Annotated in this window: 10 protein-coding genes; 5 read left to right on the plus strand and 5 right to left on the minus strand. The window is 70.6% G+C overall.

Features of this window, described 5'->3' with window-relative positions; all coding sequences use genetic code 11:
• Positions 1–171 precede the first annotated feature (171 nt).
• Positions 172–4,005 (plus strand): nSTAND1 domain-containing NTPase, encoded by a 3,834-nt coding sequence (locus ACWD3I_RS32395; RefSeq protein ID WP_365413761.1) that lies wholly within the window; start codon positions 172–174, stop codon positions 4,003–4,005.
• Here the strand turns inward: ACWD3I_RS32395 and ACWD3I_RS32400 are convergent.
• Positions 3,951–5,906, minus strand: coding sequence for an N-acetylmuramoyl-L-alanine amidase (locus ACWD3I_RS32400; RefSeq protein ID WP_365413759.1), 1,956 nt, complete (start codon positions 5,904–5,906; stop codon positions 3,951–3,953). The genes ACWD3I_RS32395 and ACWD3I_RS32400 overlap by 55 nt on opposite strands.
• Positions 5,907–6,180: 274 nt before the next feature.
• A complete protein-coding gene (locus ACWD3I_RS32405) occupies positions 6,181–7,320 on the minus strand; it encodes an aminoglycoside phosphotransferase family protein (protein ID WP_451084240.1) in 1,140 nt (379 codons plus the stop codon).
• A 252-nt stretch (positions 7,321–7,572) separates the two neighbouring features.
• Between ACWD3I_RS32405 and ACWD3I_RS32410 the strand changes: the two genes are divergently transcribed.
• The gene (locus ACWD3I_RS32410; RefSeq protein WP_365413230.1) at positions 7,573–9,063 is read left to right on the plus strand and encodes a DNA-binding protein NsdB; all 1,491 of its coding nucleotides are present in this window, start codon (positions 7,573–7,575) and stop codon (positions 9,061–9,063) included.
• A gap of 42 nt (positions 9,064–9,105) precedes the next feature.
• On the opposite strand, the gene ACWD3I_RS32415 is transcribed toward ACWD3I_RS32410, so the two are convergent.
• Positions 9,106–10,533 carry a PP2C family protein-serine/threonine phosphatase gene (locus ACWD3I_RS32415; RefSeq protein ID WP_365413232.1) on the minus strand — a complete coding sequence of 476 codons (1,428 nt, stop codon included), beginning with the start codon at positions 10,531–10,533 and terminating at the stop codon, positions 9,106–9,108.
• Between the two features lie 480 nt (positions 10,534–11,013).
• Between ACWD3I_RS32415 and ACWD3I_RS32420 the strand changes: the two genes are divergently transcribed.
• Complete coding sequence (locus ACWD3I_RS32420) at positions 11,014–11,427, plus strand: SsgA family sporulation/cell division regulator (RefSeq protein WP_365413234.1); 414 nt, start codon at positions 11,014–11,016, stop codon at positions 11,425–11,427.
• A gap of 13 nt (positions 11,428–11,440) precedes the next feature.
• Here the strand turns inward: ACWD3I_RS32420 and ACWD3I_RS32425 are convergent, their stop codons facing one another.
• Positions 11,441–12,538, minus strand: coding sequence for a baeRF3 domain-containing protein (locus tag ACWD3I_RS32425; RefSeq protein ID WP_365413236.1), 1,098 nt, complete (start codon positions 12,536–12,538; stop codon positions 11,441–11,443).
• Positions 12,539–12,709: 171 nt separating this feature from the next.
• Between ACWD3I_RS32425 and ACWD3I_RS32430 the strand changes: the two genes are divergently transcribed.
• Positions 12,710–14,128, plus strand: a complete 1,419-nt coding sequence (locus ACWD3I_RS32430) for a basic amino acid/polyamine antiporter (protein ID WP_365413238.1) — start codon at positions 12,710–12,712, stop codon at positions 14,126–14,128.
• A 30-nt stretch (positions 14,129–14,158) separates the two neighbouring features.
• A complete protein-coding gene (locus ACWD3I_RS32435) occupies positions 14,159–15,415 on the plus strand; it encodes an arginine deiminase (RefSeq protein ID WP_365413240.1) in 1,257 nt (418 codons plus the stop codon).
• Position 15,416: 1 nt separating this feature from the next.
• Here the strand turns inward: ACWD3I_RS32435 and ACWD3I_RS32440 are convergent, their stop codons facing one another.
• Positions 15,417–15,830: a PaaI family thioesterase gene (locus ACWD3I_RS32440; protein ID WP_365413242.1), complete on the minus strand. Its 414-nt coding sequence runs from the start codon at positions 15,828–15,830 to the stop codon at positions 15,417–15,419.
• Between the last annotated feature and the right edge of the window lie 57 nt (positions 15,831–15,887).

The raw sequence follows: 15,887 nt of genomic DNA on the forward strand, positions 1-15,887 counted from the left end.
TCTACCAGGAGCCCCGTTGCCATGACCTGGGCTTCCCCGAAAACCCTCGATCCCGTTGACAACCGGGGATCCGCTCTAACTCCGTGGTCTTGCAATTACCCGGACAGGCAGGCCTCGCCGCCTTGCCCCGCCATGGCCCGGCTCCGTAACGTGCGATGTCGAGGGGGTGTCATGGGGCGACGTGAGCGACCGCTTGACCCGACCGCGGGTGCCGTCGCCCGATTCGCCTACGAGCTGCGGAAGTTGCGGCAGGAGGCCGACGGCCTCACCTATCGCGCCATGGCCGCGCGGGCCCACTACTCCACCGCCACGCTCGCCCAGGCCGCGGCAGGCGACCGCCTCCCGTCCTTACAGGTCACCCTCGCCTATGTCGCCGCGTGCGGCGGCGACCCGGACGAGTGGGAGCGGCGCTGGCACCGGGCGGCCGAGGAGGAGACGGCGGACCGGCGTGCCCTGGACGACCCCGGCCAGGCCCCGTACCTGGGTCTGGCCCGGTTCGAGGCCGGAGACCACCAGCGGTTCTTCGGCCGCGACCGACTCGTCGAGCGGCTGGTGGGGATGGTGGGCCGCGAGCCCGTCGTCGTCCTGGTCGGTCCCTCGGGCAGTGGAAAGTCCTCACTCCTGCGCGCCGGGCTCGTCCCCCGGCTTCCGAAGGGGCCCCGTGTCCATGTCCTCGCGCCCGGCCCGTACCCCGCACGCACCCACGCCGACGCCCTGGCATCGGGGTCCGTCGTCCTGGTCGATCAGTTCGAGGAACTCTTCACCCTCTGCACGGACCCGGACGAACGCGCCCGCTTCCTGGACCTGCTGTTCGACGGCTCCCGGCAGCGGGTCGTACTCGCCGTACGCGCCGACTTCTACGGCCACCTGACCCGCCACCCACGCCTCGCCGAAGCCGCCCAGGACGCCACCCTGCTCGTCGCCCCCATGGGCCCCGACGAGCTGCGCGAGACCATCGTCCGGCCCGCCGCCCTCGGCGGCCTGGTCGTGGAACGCACGCTGACCGCACGCCTGTTGGACGACGTGTCCGACGAACCGGGCGCCCTGCCGCTGATGTCCCACGCCCTGCTGGAGACCTGGCGCCGTCGCCGGGGACGGAACCTGACGGAAGCGGCGTACGAAGCGGCCGGCGGTATCCATGGAGCCATCGCCCACACCGCGGAGGAGCTCTACGCGGGCCTCACCCCCGCACAGGCCGTGACCGCCCGCCGTATTCTGCTCCGGCTGGTCACCCCGGGCCAGGGCACCCCGGACACCCGGCGCCCGGCCGACCGCGCCGAACTGGCCGTCGGCGACGAGGCCGCCGGTGCCGAAGCCGTCGGGGGAGACGCTGCCGGGGATGACGCCGTCAAGGAGGACGTCGACACCGTCCTCGTCCTCGAACGCCTCGCCCGCGCACGGCTGATCACCCTCGACGACGGAACCGTCGACCTGGCCCACGAGGCACTCCTCACCGCCTGGCCCCGGTTGCGCACCTGGATCGACGAGGACCGCGAACGCCTACGCGCCCAACGCCACCTCACCGACGCCGCCCACACCTGGGCGTCACTCCACCGCGACCCGGACTCCCTGTACCGGGGCGTCCGGCTGGCCGGCGCCGAGGAACACTTCGCGAGACGTGAGTCCGAACTCACCCCTCTGGAACGGGAGTTCCTTGACTGGAGCACCGGTGCCCGTCACCGTGAGCGACGACGGGCCCGGACACGGTTCACCCTGCTGTCCGTCCTGGTGGTGCTCAGCCTCGTCGCGGGCCTCGTCGCCTGGCAGCAGAACCGGTCGAGCGAGCAGCGCCACACCGAGGCCGAGGCCCGCCGGATCGCCGGCGTGGCCGAGAGCCTGCGGATGTCCGACCCGGTCACGTCGATGCGCCTCGGCCTCGCCGCCTGGCGGGTCGCCGACCTGCCGGAGACCAGGTCCGCGCTGCTCGCGGCCGCCGCCCAGCACGAACAGCACGTCTTCACCGATCCGGACCGCGGCAAGCAGACCATGCGCAGGCTCAGCGCCGACGGACGCACCCTGCTCAGCCTGGGCACGGACCGGGTGACCCGCTGGGACGTCGACCACGACCGCCGCACCGCCGGACTGCCCGGCCTGGGTGCCACCATGACGCGGGCGGGCTTCCCCCGGACGGACGCGGACTGGCTCCCCGTCTTCGAGGGCACCGAGGTCGCGGTGCACGACCTCGCCACCGGGCGCGCCGGAGCGCCCCTGACCGACGCCGACGGCGGCGTGGAGATGAGCCCCAGCGGTCGCACCCTCGTCGTCCACGACGGGACGCGTATCCAGCTCTGGGACGCACGGTCCCGACACAAGCTGCTGGAGATCGAGAACCCCGGGACCCTCAGCGAGGGTGGCACCCCCTGGGCCCGCCTGACAGCGGTGCGCAAGCAGTTGCAGCGCGAGCGCCGTACCGCGGTGCTGTCCGGCGAGGGCATGCCCGACGCGACGGTGAGCCCCGACGACCGTCACCTCGCCCTCTGCGCGCCCGGCCGCCGCCTCCAGCTGTGGGACGTCGGGCGACAGCGCCGGATCAGTGCCCCCTGGCTGCCCGAGGTCTCCGTGGGCACCTGCCTCCAGGAACAGATCACCTTCAGCCCCGACGGCCGTCTGCTCGGGATCATCGACACCAGCGGCTTCCGCGCCTGGCGGATCGACACCGGCAGGCCGGTCGCCGCCGTGGAGTACAGCGGCCTCAAACTGGCCCAGTTCAGCGCGGACGGCACCTTCATGGCGGCCTCGGACGGCGACGAGATCCTGGTCTGGCGCCTGGCCACCCCCGTCTTCCCGGTCTTCCGCCACCGGCTCTCCGGCGAGGTCGTCAAGGAGATCCGGCTCGACACGAACACCCTGCGCTACCTCGGCGGTGCCGAAGGAGTGTGGGGCCCCACCGTGCACACGGTCACCCTGGGCAGAGCGACGACCTCCGACTGGAGCACCACCCGGACCTCCGCGGAACGGTTCAGCCCGGACGGCACCACCCTCGCCACGGTCCGGCCGGAGCCGGACGGCAAGCACCTCCGCTTCCGCCTCCTGGACGCCCGTACGGGCCGCGATCTCGCCGACCTCGGCCGTATGCCGTGCGAGATCCCCAAGGGCGACACACCGCTCATCCACTGCACCGTCACCCTGTCCTACGACTCGACGGGCAAGACGCTCGCCTACGGGGTGGCGCACTACGTCACCGCCCGGACGCCGGAGCGCATCCGGCTCTACGACATCCAGGACCGCCGGGTCACCACGACCCTGACCCCCGGCGAACTCGGCCCGGCACCCCTCGCCCACATCGCCTTCGGCCCGGACGACCGCTCCCTGCTGCTCACCGAGGAACCCGGCCCCGACACGGCCGAGACCCGAGTGTGGGACATCGGACGCCGCACGACGACCGCAACCCTGCCCGGCACGTCCGGCGGCACCCTCCTGCATCCCGACGGCGATCTCGTCGTCACCACGGGCGGCGAGGCCTACCGGCTGCCCGCCGGCACACGGCTGCCCTCGACAGGTCTCCCCGGCGGCGGGACCGCCATGGCCTTCAGCCCGGACGGCAGGCACTTCGCGGTCGGAGAGGGTTCCGGCCGGGTCGAGCTCTGGGACGGCCGGCTGAAAGGCAGACTCGGCGTCCTCGCCGACCCCGACACCACCACGTACCAGTACGTCTCCGCGGTGGCGTTCTCCCCGGACGGACGCACCCTGGCGGTCGTCGGCGACGAGGGCACGCTCCGTCTCTGGGACGTCGCCTCCCGTCGCCGTATCGGATCACCGCTGCCCACCCCGGGCGACACCGTCGGAGCCCTTGCCTTCAGCCCCGACGGCACTCTCCTGCACGCCGCGGGGGACCACACCCCCGTGCAGACGTACGAGATCACACCGGAGGCCGCCGCCGACACCGTCTGCCGACGGGTCCGCGACGGCCTCCCACCCGAGGAGTGGCACCGCCAACTGCCGGACGTCCCCTACCGGGAGACCTGCACGTCGACGTCCGCCGCCCGCACGAACGCCACCCGGTGACCGAACTGGATCTCGTAGTAGAGATCCTTGCCGACCACGACCCGGTGCGAGTCCGTGGTGAACGTGACCGCGTAGTAGTACTCACCCGGCACCTTGTCGCCGACCACGTACTTCTGGCCCTTGGGCAGTTTGTACGGCAGCGGCGACACCGCCTGTGCGGGCACTCCCGTCGGGTACGCGGAGGCCTCGGGGTACGCGCGCCCGTACACCGGGACGCTCTCCACGTCGGCCTTCGGCGTCACCACTTGGCCCTTCGTGCTCACCGCCGTCGGGTCCTTCTTCGGGTTCTCGAACCAGGCCTTCTGACCCAGGTACCAGATCGCGGTCCAGTTGCCGTCGCGCCCGGCGACCGCGTACTGCTGACCGGTGGAGACCCGCGAGGAGATGTCGTTCACCCCGGTGCCCGGCACCGTGCCCAGACCGATGTCCTTGATCAGGGGGTAGCTCTTGCCCGGCCCGGAGTACAGCCGCACCTCGCTGGAGCCGTGCGCCGCGCACGGCTCGCCCTTGGCGACGCAGCCCGTGTACTCCGGCTGGTTGGTCGTGTAGTCGGGGCGGATCGTCACCAGCCCGGCGTCCTTGCCGCCGGTGGCCTTGAAAGGGTGGCCGAGCAGCTCGAAGTAGTGCCGCCAGTCCCAGAACGGCCCGGGGTCGGTGTGCATGCCGCCGACGGTGGCCGTGGTCGGGCCCGGCACATTGTCGTGGCCGAGGATGTGCTGCCGGTCCAGCGGGATGTCGTACTTCTTGGCGAGGTACTTCACCAGTCGCGCCGAGGAGCGGTACATCGCCTCCGTGTACCAGGCGTCCGGATCGGCCAGGAAGCCCTCGTGCTCCAGACCGATCGACTTGGCGTTGACGTACCAGTTGCCTGCGTGCCAGGCCACGTCCTCGGCCTTCACATGCTGGGCGATATGGCCGTCGGTGGAGCGCAGTGTGTACTGCCAGGAGACGTAGGTGGGGTCCTGGACGAGGTTGAGGACGCCTTCCCAGGCGCCTTCGGTGTCGTGGACGACGATGTACTTGATGCTCTGTGACTTCGGCCGGTCGCCCAGGTCGTGGTTGCCGTAGTCGTTGTCGCCGAACTCCTCGTACGGCGCCGGGATCCACTCGCAGGACACCGACTTCGGGCACTCCGTGTCCCCGGTGTCGAACGTCCGGAGACCGGCCCGCTGCATGCCGGAGGTGTCGGGGGCGACGTCCGGCTGGGCCGCCAGGGCGACCAGCTGACCGGCGTCCGTGGCGCGTTCCTCGCCGGTGCGGATCACGCCGTACACGTCATTGGCGTACGCCGCCGCCGTCGCGGTGTCGTCGGCGCCCGAGAAGCGGGCCACCGCCGCGTACCAGTCCGCCGGGTCCTCGCTGAGCGGTTCGCCCAGGTCCTTCTGCGTGTGCGCCAGGAGTGCGGCGCCGCCGGCGATGTTCGCCACGGGATCGGTCCGCAGCTCCTCGGCGCTCAGTCCGGTCAGTTCCGCCGCCTTCGGCAACGTCGTGAGCCGGGCCGGGAACTCGGTCGGTGCCGGCACCTCCGTCTCGGGCAGCAGGGCCGCCCGGGCGCTGTCGCCGCGCGCGTCCTCCGTGCCCTCGCTGTGGTGCGGGGCCTCGGCGAGCGCGGTCCGGGCGTCGGTCAGGTGCATCGGGCCGTAGCCGCCGGTCACACTCGGCGCGCCGGCGTGCGCGTCCCAGCGGGACTGAAGGTAGGAGACGCCGAGGAGGACGCTCTGCGGGACCTCGTATCTGGCGGCCGCCGAGGCGAACGCCAGCTGGAGGCTGTTCGCCGAGGTCTGTGCGCCGGAGGGGGTCGCGCCGAGCAGGGGCAGCAGCAGTGCCGCGGTGGCGACCGCGCCGACGGCGGCTCGCGTATGTCTGTGCCCGGAGGCGCTGGTCGGGTCGGATCCTCGCATTGCAGCCTCCTGGGACGGTCGGTCGCGATGAGCCGTGCGGGGCCGGGCGTGCGTCAGTGGTACCGGCTGGCCGACGATCCGTCAATCATGCCCAGGGCAAGGAGAATTCCCTTGTCAACCGGGGGTCCCGGGAGTTTCGTGGCGGCACCTTTCGGGCCTGCGGGGCGTCAGTGGCTTACACCAATGGGCCGTTTGCGAGGGGCCGTGCGAGGGCGGACATACGAAGATCCGCGGTGCGTCGCTGTCTCAGGCGCACCGCGGACCTGCGTCCCCGTCAGCGAGTGCCGACCGCCGCGCGTACGGCCCGTCGGGCCAGCTGGCAGTCGTCGTGCAGCCGCCTCAGCAGTAGGCGCTGCTCCTCGCCGGACGGCGCAGCACCTGGGTGGGCCACTCCTGGTGCCGCCGGGGTCGTGTCGTGCATCGAACGCTGCACGGCCGTTTCATAGGTACGGATCTCACGGGTCAGTACGAGCATCAGGTTCACCAGGAACGCGTCGCGCGAGGCCGGGCCCGCCGACTGCGCGATCTGGCTGATCTGACGACGGGCCACCGGCGCGTCCCCGAGCACCGACCACAGCGTCGCCAGGTCGTACCCCGGCAGATACCAGCCCGCGTGCTCCCAGTCCACCAGCACTGGACCGGCCGGTGACAGAAGGATGTTCGAGAGCAGTGCGTCGCCGTGGCAGAACTGTCCCATGCCGTGCCGGCCCGCGGTCGCCGCGATGCCGTGCAGCAGTTTCTGCAGGTCACCCATGTCGCGGTCGGTGAGCAGCCCCAGCTCGTGGTAGCGGGAGATACGGGCCGCGTAGTCCAGCGGAGCGTCGAAGGTGCCCGCCGGCGGCCGCCAGGCGTTCAGCCGGCAGATCGCGCCGAGCGCCGCCCGGATGTCCGCTCGCGGCGGGGCCTCCGCCGGGTGCCGGTGCAGAGCCGCCACCCGTCCGGGCATCCGCTCGATCACCAGGGTGCAGTTGTCCGGGTCCGCAGCGATCAACCGGGGCACCCGCACGGGCGGGCGATGCCGGACGAACGAGCGGTATGCCGCTATCTCGTGGCGGATCCGCTCGGCCCACGCGGGGGAGTGGTCCAGTAAACACTTCGCTACGGCCGTACTGCGCCCGGTCGTCCCCACCAGGAGGACGGAGCGGCCGCTGCGGCGCAGCACCTGGACCGGAGCGAACTCCGGACAGATCCGGTGCACCGACGCGATCGCCGTACGCAGCTGCGCGCCCTGAGGGCCGGACAAGTCGAGTCTCCCGCTGAGCGGTTGGGTGCCGAGCCCCGGAGCGCGCCGCGTCCTGCCGGCACCGAGCACGGGGGCCGCCGGGCGAGCGGGGTCGAGGTAGGGGCCGCTGCCCGCCGGGCGGGGGTGCAGGGGCCGGGGCGGGGCGGACACGGAGGACGATGCTGCGTACATGGGAGAAACAGATCCCTTCGTGTGCCTGCAGTGCATGTCTGCGCTGTGCGCTACCCGGCCCGACCGCCCGAGGTGCACCCTGGGGAATGCTCCCGTCATATGGCAGCGGCCGGGTCGGGGTGGCGCGTTCCTACCTGACACCCATCGCCCAGTGGCACACCATCTGGCGCACCCTGGCGAACCCTGGCGAATAGTCGCTCGGCACCTCCCACCGGGCTACTGTCAACTCAGCCGAGAACCTGGGGGCTTGATGTGAGCGGACAACCCAACACCCGACTTTCGGACCTGTTCGGCCTGGCCGGCTGGTCCAAGGGTGAACTCGCGAGGCTGGTCAACCGGCAGGCGGCGGCCATGGGCCACCCCCAGCTGTCGACCGACACCTCACGGGTGCGGCGTTGGATCGACACGGGAGAGATCCCGCGCGATCCGGTGCCCCGTGTGTTGGCTGCCCTGTTCACCGAGCGTCTCGGCCGTGTCGTGACCATCGAGGACCTCGGTCTGGTCCGGCACGGGCGCGCGGGGAAACGGCAGGACGCCGGGAGTGTGGAACATCCCGACGGTGTGCCGTGGGCGCCCGAGCGGACCGCGGCGGTCCTCACCGAATTCACGGGAATGGACCTCATGCTCAACCGACGCGGCTTGGTGGGTGCGGGCGTCGCGCTCACCGCAGGATCCGCACTCAGCAGCGCCATGCACGACTGGCTGCACTCCGATCCGGCCCTGACGGCCGACGCTCCCAGGTTCGACGATCCCCTGCACGCCGACCCCGCTGGGTTCGACCGCTACGAGGCCGCCCCCATCGGATCGCAGGAGATCGAGGAACTGGAGCGTTCCGTCGAGGTGTTCCGGGCGTGGGACGCGGCTCGCGGCGGCGGGCTGCAGCGCAAGGCGGTCGTAGGCCAACTCAACGAGGTGGGCGGCATGCTCGCCTACCGACACCCCGAACATCTGCAGCGGCGCCTGTGGGGCGTCGCCGCCAACCTCGCCGTCCTCGCGGGCTGGATGTCGCATGACGTCGGCCTGGAGCCCACGGCCCAGAAGTACTTCGTCATCGCCGCCCATGCGGCCCGTGAGGGCGGCGACCGGCCCCGCGCCGGGGAGGCGCTCTCCCGAGCGGCTCGCCAGATGGTGCACCTGGGCCGGCCCGACGACGCACTCGACCTGATGACGCTCGCCCAGTCCGGCTCCGGAGAACAGGTGCTGCCGCGCACCAGGGCGATGCTCTACACCATCGAGGCCTGGGCGCAGGCGTCGATGGGCAAGGGGCAGGCGATGCGCCGCACCCTCGGACAGGCGGAGGACCTCTTCGTCTCGGACCAGGGCGACGTGCCACCGCCGAGCTGGATGCAGACCTTCAGGGAGGAGGATCTGTACGGCATGCAGGCCCTGGCCTACCGCACGCTGGCGGAGCACGAGCCGACCGCGGCCGTACACGCGCAGCACTACGCGGAGAAGGCCCTGGCCCTGCGGGTCGACGGGCGGCAGCGGTCGAAGATCTTCGACTTCCTGTCGATGGCCTCGGCCTGCTTCATCGCGGACGACCCGGAACAGGCGGACCGGTACGCCCGGCTGGCCCTGGTGTCGATGGGATCCAACTCCTCGCACCGCACCTGGGACCGGCTGCGCCAGATGTACCGGCTGACCGCCGAGTACTCCAGCTATCCGAAGATCCACGAGCTGAGGGAGGAGATCAAGCTGGCCCTGCCGAGGACGGCCAAGGGCGGCAACAGCGCACGGGCATAGGGGGTTTGTGCGCTGAAGCCCTCAATTCTCAGGCTGTCGATCTCAGCCGGTCACCTTGGCGATGAGCACGCAGGCGTCGTCCTCGCGCTCGGTCTCGCCGAACTCCTCCACGACCATCCGTGCACAGTCCTGTGCGGTGCGCGCCTCGTCGAAGCGCGGGGCCAGGTCGAGGAGAAGGTTCACGGCCGCCGTGCTGTCGTGCCCGGGCAACAGCCCGTCGGTGTGCAGCAGGATCAGGTCGCCGGCTTCGAGGGGCTCTTCGGCCTGCTCGTAGGAGGCACCCGAGGTCGCGCCGAGCAGGACGCCGTCCGGTGCGCTCAGCCTGCGCCCCGTCCCGTCGCGGAACAGCAGCGGGGCGGGGTGTCCGGCCTGTGCCCAGGCGAGTGTGCGGGTCTCGGGCCGGTAGCGGCAGCAGATGGCGCTGCCGAGTGCGGGTTGCACGGTGGCGTCGAGTAACTGGTTGAGCCAGGACAGCAGTTGTCCCGGCTGGGTGCCCGCCATGGCCATGCCGCGCACGGCACCCAGCAGGGTCGCCATGCCCGAGGTCACGGCGACGCCGTGACCGGTGAGGTCGCCGACGCTGAGCAGCATGTCGCCGTCGGCGAGTTCGAGTGCGTCGTACCAGTCGCCACCGATCAACGCGCTCGTCGAGGACGGCAGATAGTGCGCCGCCAGATCGAGGGTCGCGGGGCTGCGTTGCGGGAGCCGCAGGGAGCCGCGCCACGGCGGTAGCACAGCCTCCTGCAGCTCGACCGCGAGCCGGTGCTCGGTCTGCGCGCGGTGCTGGTGGTGCTGCAGCGAGTCACGGGTCTCGCTCACCACCCGTTGGCTGCGGCGCAGTTCGCTGACGTCCCGCAGCACGGCCCACATGGACGCGGTGCTGCCGTCGGCGTCGAGCACGGGCTCGCCCATCATGTGCACGGTGCGCACGGCACCGTCCGGGCGCAGGACGCGGAACTCCCCGTCGATGGGCTTGGCGTCGACGAGGCAGTCCGTCACCATCGACGTCAGCTTCGGCCGGTCGTCGTCGAGCACCAGGGACGGCAGTTCGTCGAGGGTGAGCGGGGGAGCGGCCGGGTCGCGGCCCAGGATCTGGTAGAGCTCGCCGGACCAACTGGCCTCGTCCGTCAGCAGGTTCCACTCCGCGCTGCCGACCCTGCTGAGCAGGGAGTCGCGCCGGGGAGCGGTCGGCGCGGCAGGGGTGGCGGGTGCCGGCTCGATGACTGCGGGCGCGGGTGGGCCCTCCCGCAGCTGCGCCAAGTGCTCGTCGAGGTCGTTGAGTTGGTGCAGCGCCAGGTCGTACAGCGCGCGCTGCCAGCGTCCCTGCGGGTCCGATCCGTCGTCCTGGGCGTCCCGTCGTACGGCGTCCACGTCGCCCTTGAGCCGTCGCGTCTGCGATATGAGCGCGTCGACCGAGCCGCCGCCCGGCGGCTGGGCGGCTGGGCGGTCCGCAGAGAGATGGGACGGCATGACGCGCTCCGATGCGGGGAGATACGACCAAGGCTGACGGAGGGACCGTTACGACTGTGGCACAGCCCGCGACGCCCTGTAAGGGATTCGGCAACACACGATACGGTGGTGCTTCTGGCATATGCCACAGTCTTCACGGAGAGGTTTCCCCGTGTGATTGGCGTACGTCGCCCGATGGGGCAAGTCGTAGTCAGAGTACGTGAGTTGACGGACCGTCCGGGCCTCCGGGTCGGCATTCATTTGTGTGTTCGACGGCTCCGTGTTCTATGAGGTGTAGCAGGCGTGGATCGGGTCGCGCCAGGGCTCGCACGCAGTGGGCTCGACGGTGGGTTCGGTGGGCGAGGAACGGCCCGGACCGCTTGGTGAGTGACGCAGGTCACATCAATTGATTCGGGCTTCGGCGTAATGCAAACGGCACCTGCGAGGTCGTACAGACATCGGCACATTCGGCCGACCTCCGACCGGCAGTGGAGACCGACCATGGACATCGACCTCGAGCAGCCCGCCCACGGATGCCTGATCACCGCCGACGAGCAGGAACTGCCCGTCCCCACGACGCTCCGCTACACCTCCGCGGACCCGCTCGCGGTGCACCTCGACTTCCCGCCCGAGGTCGCGCTCGACGGTGAGGTGGTCAGCTGGACCTTCGCCCGCTCCCTCCTGGAGGCAGGGCTGCGCGGCCCGGCGGGCGGCGGGGACGTGCACCTGTGGCCGTGCGGCCGTGCCCGTACGGTCGTGGAGCTCCACTCGCCGTACGGGCTGGCCCTGCTGCAGTTCGACACCTCGGCGCTGCGCCGCTTCCTGCTGCGGACGTACGCGGTGGTCCCGGCCGGTCAGGAGGACGTGAGCGCGGAGGTGGACCGCGGCCTGAGCGCCCTCTTCGGAAATGTCTGAGGGCGCTCCGGTGTCAGTACCGCAGAACTCCCGCGATGCCGCTCGCGTCGCCCAGCGTGCCGTCCGGTACGAAGCGGACGTCGGCGCCGGTCTCCAGGCACTGCTCGACGATCTCGTCCACGATGTCCTCGCGGGCGTCGAGATCGCCGCTCATGGCGGGGATCAGGTGGTCGCCGCCCTCGTCGCGGACGGTCACCCGGTAGTTCTCCTCGACGGCCAGCAGGCGTACGCGGCCCTCCCGGGCGCTCCGCCACACCTCGTCGACGCCTGCCGCGAAGGCCCGGCGACCGCGCGCCGTCTCCAGCTCACGAGCCACGGCAGCGGTGTTCTTGCGGGTCTCGGCCTCCTGCAGAGGTCGTACGGTCTGCCACACCGCGTCCGGGGTGCCGTGCGCGAGGCCGCCGTGCGGGACGTGGACGGCGTCCTTGGTGGCGCTTCCGACCTCGTCCAGTGCCGACAGCGCCGCGGTCTCACCCGTGATGTAGAGCGGCCGCGGGTCCTCCCGCAGGAGTCTGCCCATCGCGGTGTCGGCATCCCGTAGGAAGTGCCGGGTGCCCTCGTCGCGGAAGGTGCTCGGCAGATCGCCGATCCGCTCCTGGCGCTCGGCGTCGAAGTTCTCCCGGCTCCTGGTCAACGGGAAACCGCCGGTGCGGTGCTCGGTGACCCGGTCCGTGCCGCCGTTCCACAGCGTGACCTGGTCGGCGGAGACCGAGAGCACCCAGAACGGGCGCTCGGAGGCCTGCGCGGAGACGAGATTGCGGGTCAGGAAGGTGTCCGAGAGGACCACGCGTTCGGGTACGGCGCGGGCCAGCGACCACACCTGGTGCTCGCCCGGAGCGGCGAAGATCACCAGGCCGTCCTCGGCATGGGCCAGGTCGACCTCGGAGAGGGCCTGGTCGAGCTGTCGTTCGACGTCAGCGCGCCGCTCCCGGCTGACCGCGGGATCGGCCTCCAACTGCTTCTTGGCCTCGGCCACGACATTGCGCAGCCGGACCGGGTCCTGGGTGTTCTCGGGCTCCCGGCGATGTGTCGGCGTCAGCACGGACACGGCCGGATAGGGGCGCGGGCGCCGCAGCTCTGTGAGGGTCGTGGGACTGAGTGCGTGCTCCATATCAGCACGATAGGACTGATTGCCGGATAGGGCATTAGGGGCAATCAAGTCGGGCATTCAAGTCAATTCGCTGCTAGCGTCGCTCGAGTCGCCGGATGACGTTCTCCGCACCATCGAGGGACGGCCCTGTGCCGCGTACGACGGTGGTGCCCTCACCGTCGTAGGACGCACATGACCCAGGCCGACACACAGCCCCAGGCTCCCCCCGCCGCGAAACTCTCCCTGCCGACGCTCACCACCATGGTGGTCGGCTCGATGGTCGGCGCCGGTGTCTTCTCCCTGCCCCGCCGGTTCGCGCAGGAGACCGGTGTCGCCGGTGCCCTGATCGCGTGGGCCGTGGCCGGTACCGGCATGCTGATGCTGGCCTTCGTCTTCCAGACGCTCGCGGTGCGCAGACCCGACCTCGACGCGGGCGTGTACGCCTACGCCAAGGCGGGCTTCGGCGAATACCTCGGCTTCTTCTCGGCGTTCGGCTACTGGGCGAGCGCCTGCGTCGGCAACGTGACGTACTGGGTGCTGATCATGTCGACGGTCGGTGCGGTCGCGCCCGCGCTCGGCGACGGCGACACCGTGCTCGCGGTGGTGCTCTCCTCCGTGGGGCTGTGGCTGTTCTTCGCGCTCATCAGCCGGGGCGTGAAGGAGGCGGCGGTGATCAACCGGATCGTCACGGTCGCCAAGGTCGTGCCGATCATCGTCTTCGTCATCCTCGCGCTCTTCTGTCTCGAGCCGAGTGTGTTCGCCGACAACTTCGGCGGCGCCGACTACGCCGGTTCGCTGTTCAGCCAGGTCAAGGGCACGATGCTGGCCACCGTCTTCGTTTTCCTCGGCGTCGAGGGCGCCAGCGTCTACTCCCGGCACGCCAAACGCCGTGCGGACGTCGGCCGGGCCACGATCCTCGGCTTCCTCAGCGTCTTCGCGGTCTTCGCGTCGGTGACGATCGTGTCGTACGGGCTGATGCCGATGGAGGAGATCGCCGAACTGCGCCAGCCCTCCATGGCGGAGGTTCTGGAGCACGCCGTCGGCACCTGGGGCCAGGTCTTCGTCAGTGTGGGCCTGATCGTCTCCGTCCTCGGTGCCTATCTCGCCTGGACCCTGATGGCCGCCGAGGTGCTGTACGTGGCCGCCAAGGACGACGACATGCCGCGGTTCCTGAAGCGCGCGACGGCGGCCGATGTGCCTGTGCCCGCCCTCGTGATGTCCACGCTGCTCAGTCAGATCTTCCTCGTCATCACGCTGTTCTCGGACGACGCGTTCAACTTCGCCCTCGATCTGACCAGTGCGCTGACGCTGATCCCGTTCCTGCTGGCGGCCGCCTTCGCGGTGAAGATCGGATGGGGCGGGCAACGGGGGCAGCTGGCGATCGCGGCCCTCGCCACGATCTACACCGCGTTCCTCATCTACGCGGCCGGCCTGAAGTTCGTCCTCGTCTCCTTCATCATCTACGCCCCCGCCACCGTGCTGTTCGTGATGGCACGCAGGGAGCAGGGCAGACAGCCGTTCTCGCCGCGCGAGTACGTCATCCTCGCCGTCTCGGTCGCCGGCGCGATCCTCGGGATCGTCGCGCTGGCCCTGGGCTGGATCAGCCTCTGACCTCCCAGTCGTCCGGAAAGGTGCCCCACCGTGACCAGTCAAGACACCCGTCCCGCCTACGGCGTCCACTCCGAGGTCGGCAGACTGCGCAAGGTGCTGGTCTGCGCCCCCGGGCTAGCCCACCGCAGGCTCACCCCCACCAACTCCGACGACCTGCTCTTCGACGACGTCATGTGGGTGGAGAACGCCCAGCGAGACCACGCCGACTTCGTCAACAAGCTGCGCGAACGCGACGTCGACGTGGTCGAGTTGCACGATCTGCTCGCCCAGACCATGGCGGTCCCCGGCGCCCGGGACTGGCTCCTGGACCGGAAGATCGTCGCCAACGGGGTCGGCCTCGGCCTCGTCGACACCACGCGCGCCTACCTGGAGTCCCTCGAACCCGACCGCCTCGCCAAGTACTTGATCGGCGGCCTGGCCACCACCGACCTGCCCGAGGACCACCGCACTCCCTACCTCGAGCTGGCCCGCGAGTCGACCGGCGTGCGCGAGTACCTGATGCCCCCGCTGCCCAACACCCTCTACACCAGGGACACCACGTGCTGGCTCTACGGCGGGCTCACGCTCAACCCGCTGTACTGGCCCGCCCGGCACGACGAGACCCTGCTGATGAAGGCGGTCTACAGCTTCCATCCCGACTTCGCGGGTGCCACCGTCTGGTGGGGCGACCCCGAACTCGACTGGGGGCAGGCGACGTTCGAGGGCGGCGACATCATGCCCGTCGGCAACGGCGTCGTCCTCATGGGCATGAGCGAGCGCACCTCACGCCAGGCCATCACCCAGGTGGCCGCCGCCCTGTTCGAGAACGGTGCCGCCGAGCACGTCATCGTCGCCGGTATGCCGAAGCTGCGTTCCGCGATGCACCTCGACACGGTCTTCACCTTCGCCGACCGCGATCTGGTCACCCTGTACCCGACCATCATGAACGGCGTCCACACGTTCTCCCTGCGGCCCAGCGACAAGGCGCCCGGCATCGAACTCGTCGACGAGGGCTCGACGCCCTTCGTGGACGTCGTGGCCAAGGCGCTCGGGCTGCCGGGCCTGCGGGTCGTGGAGACCGGGGGAGATGTGTACGCCTCCGAACGGCAGCAGTGGGACAGCGGCAACAACGCGGTCGCGCTGGAGCCCGGCGTGGTCTTCACCTACGACCGCAACACCCAGACCAACACCCTGCTGCGCAAGGCCGGCATCGAGGTCATCACCATCGTCGGCGCCGAGTTGGGGCGCGGGCGCGGTGGCGGGCACTGCATGACGTGCCCGATCGTGCGGGACCCGGTGGAGTTCTGACCTAGCTCTTCGAGTCGATCACCGCGATGTTCCCCTGGGCCACCGCGCACAGCGTCTGCCGTCCGTCGGCGTCGACGGTGCTCACGTCGCAGCGGCTCACGACACGGGTGCGGCCGGCCCGCACCACCTGGGCGTGCGCGCGCAGGATCTCGCCCGTCGCCGGGCGCAGATAGTCGATGGTGAAGCCGGAGGTGATCAGGCCCGGCCCCACCACGGTGGCCGCGGCGAGCGTCAGCGTGTTGTCGGCCGCATAGGAGACCACTCCGCCGTGGACGAAGCCGTACTGCTGGAGCAACTCCTGCCTGATGTCCAGTTCGAGGGTCGCCTCGCCGTCCCCGAACGCCGTCACGCGGGCGCCCAGCAGTCTGCTGAAGGGCTGCTCCGCGAGGACCTTCTGCGCGAGTTCCAGATCCATCGTCAGGCCCGCCCCTCTCTCACTTCACTAGTGAAGTGAGGGTGGCGTGGCTCGGTG

The sequence above is a fragment of the Streptomyces sp. NPDC002817 genome (assembly GCF_053592055.1).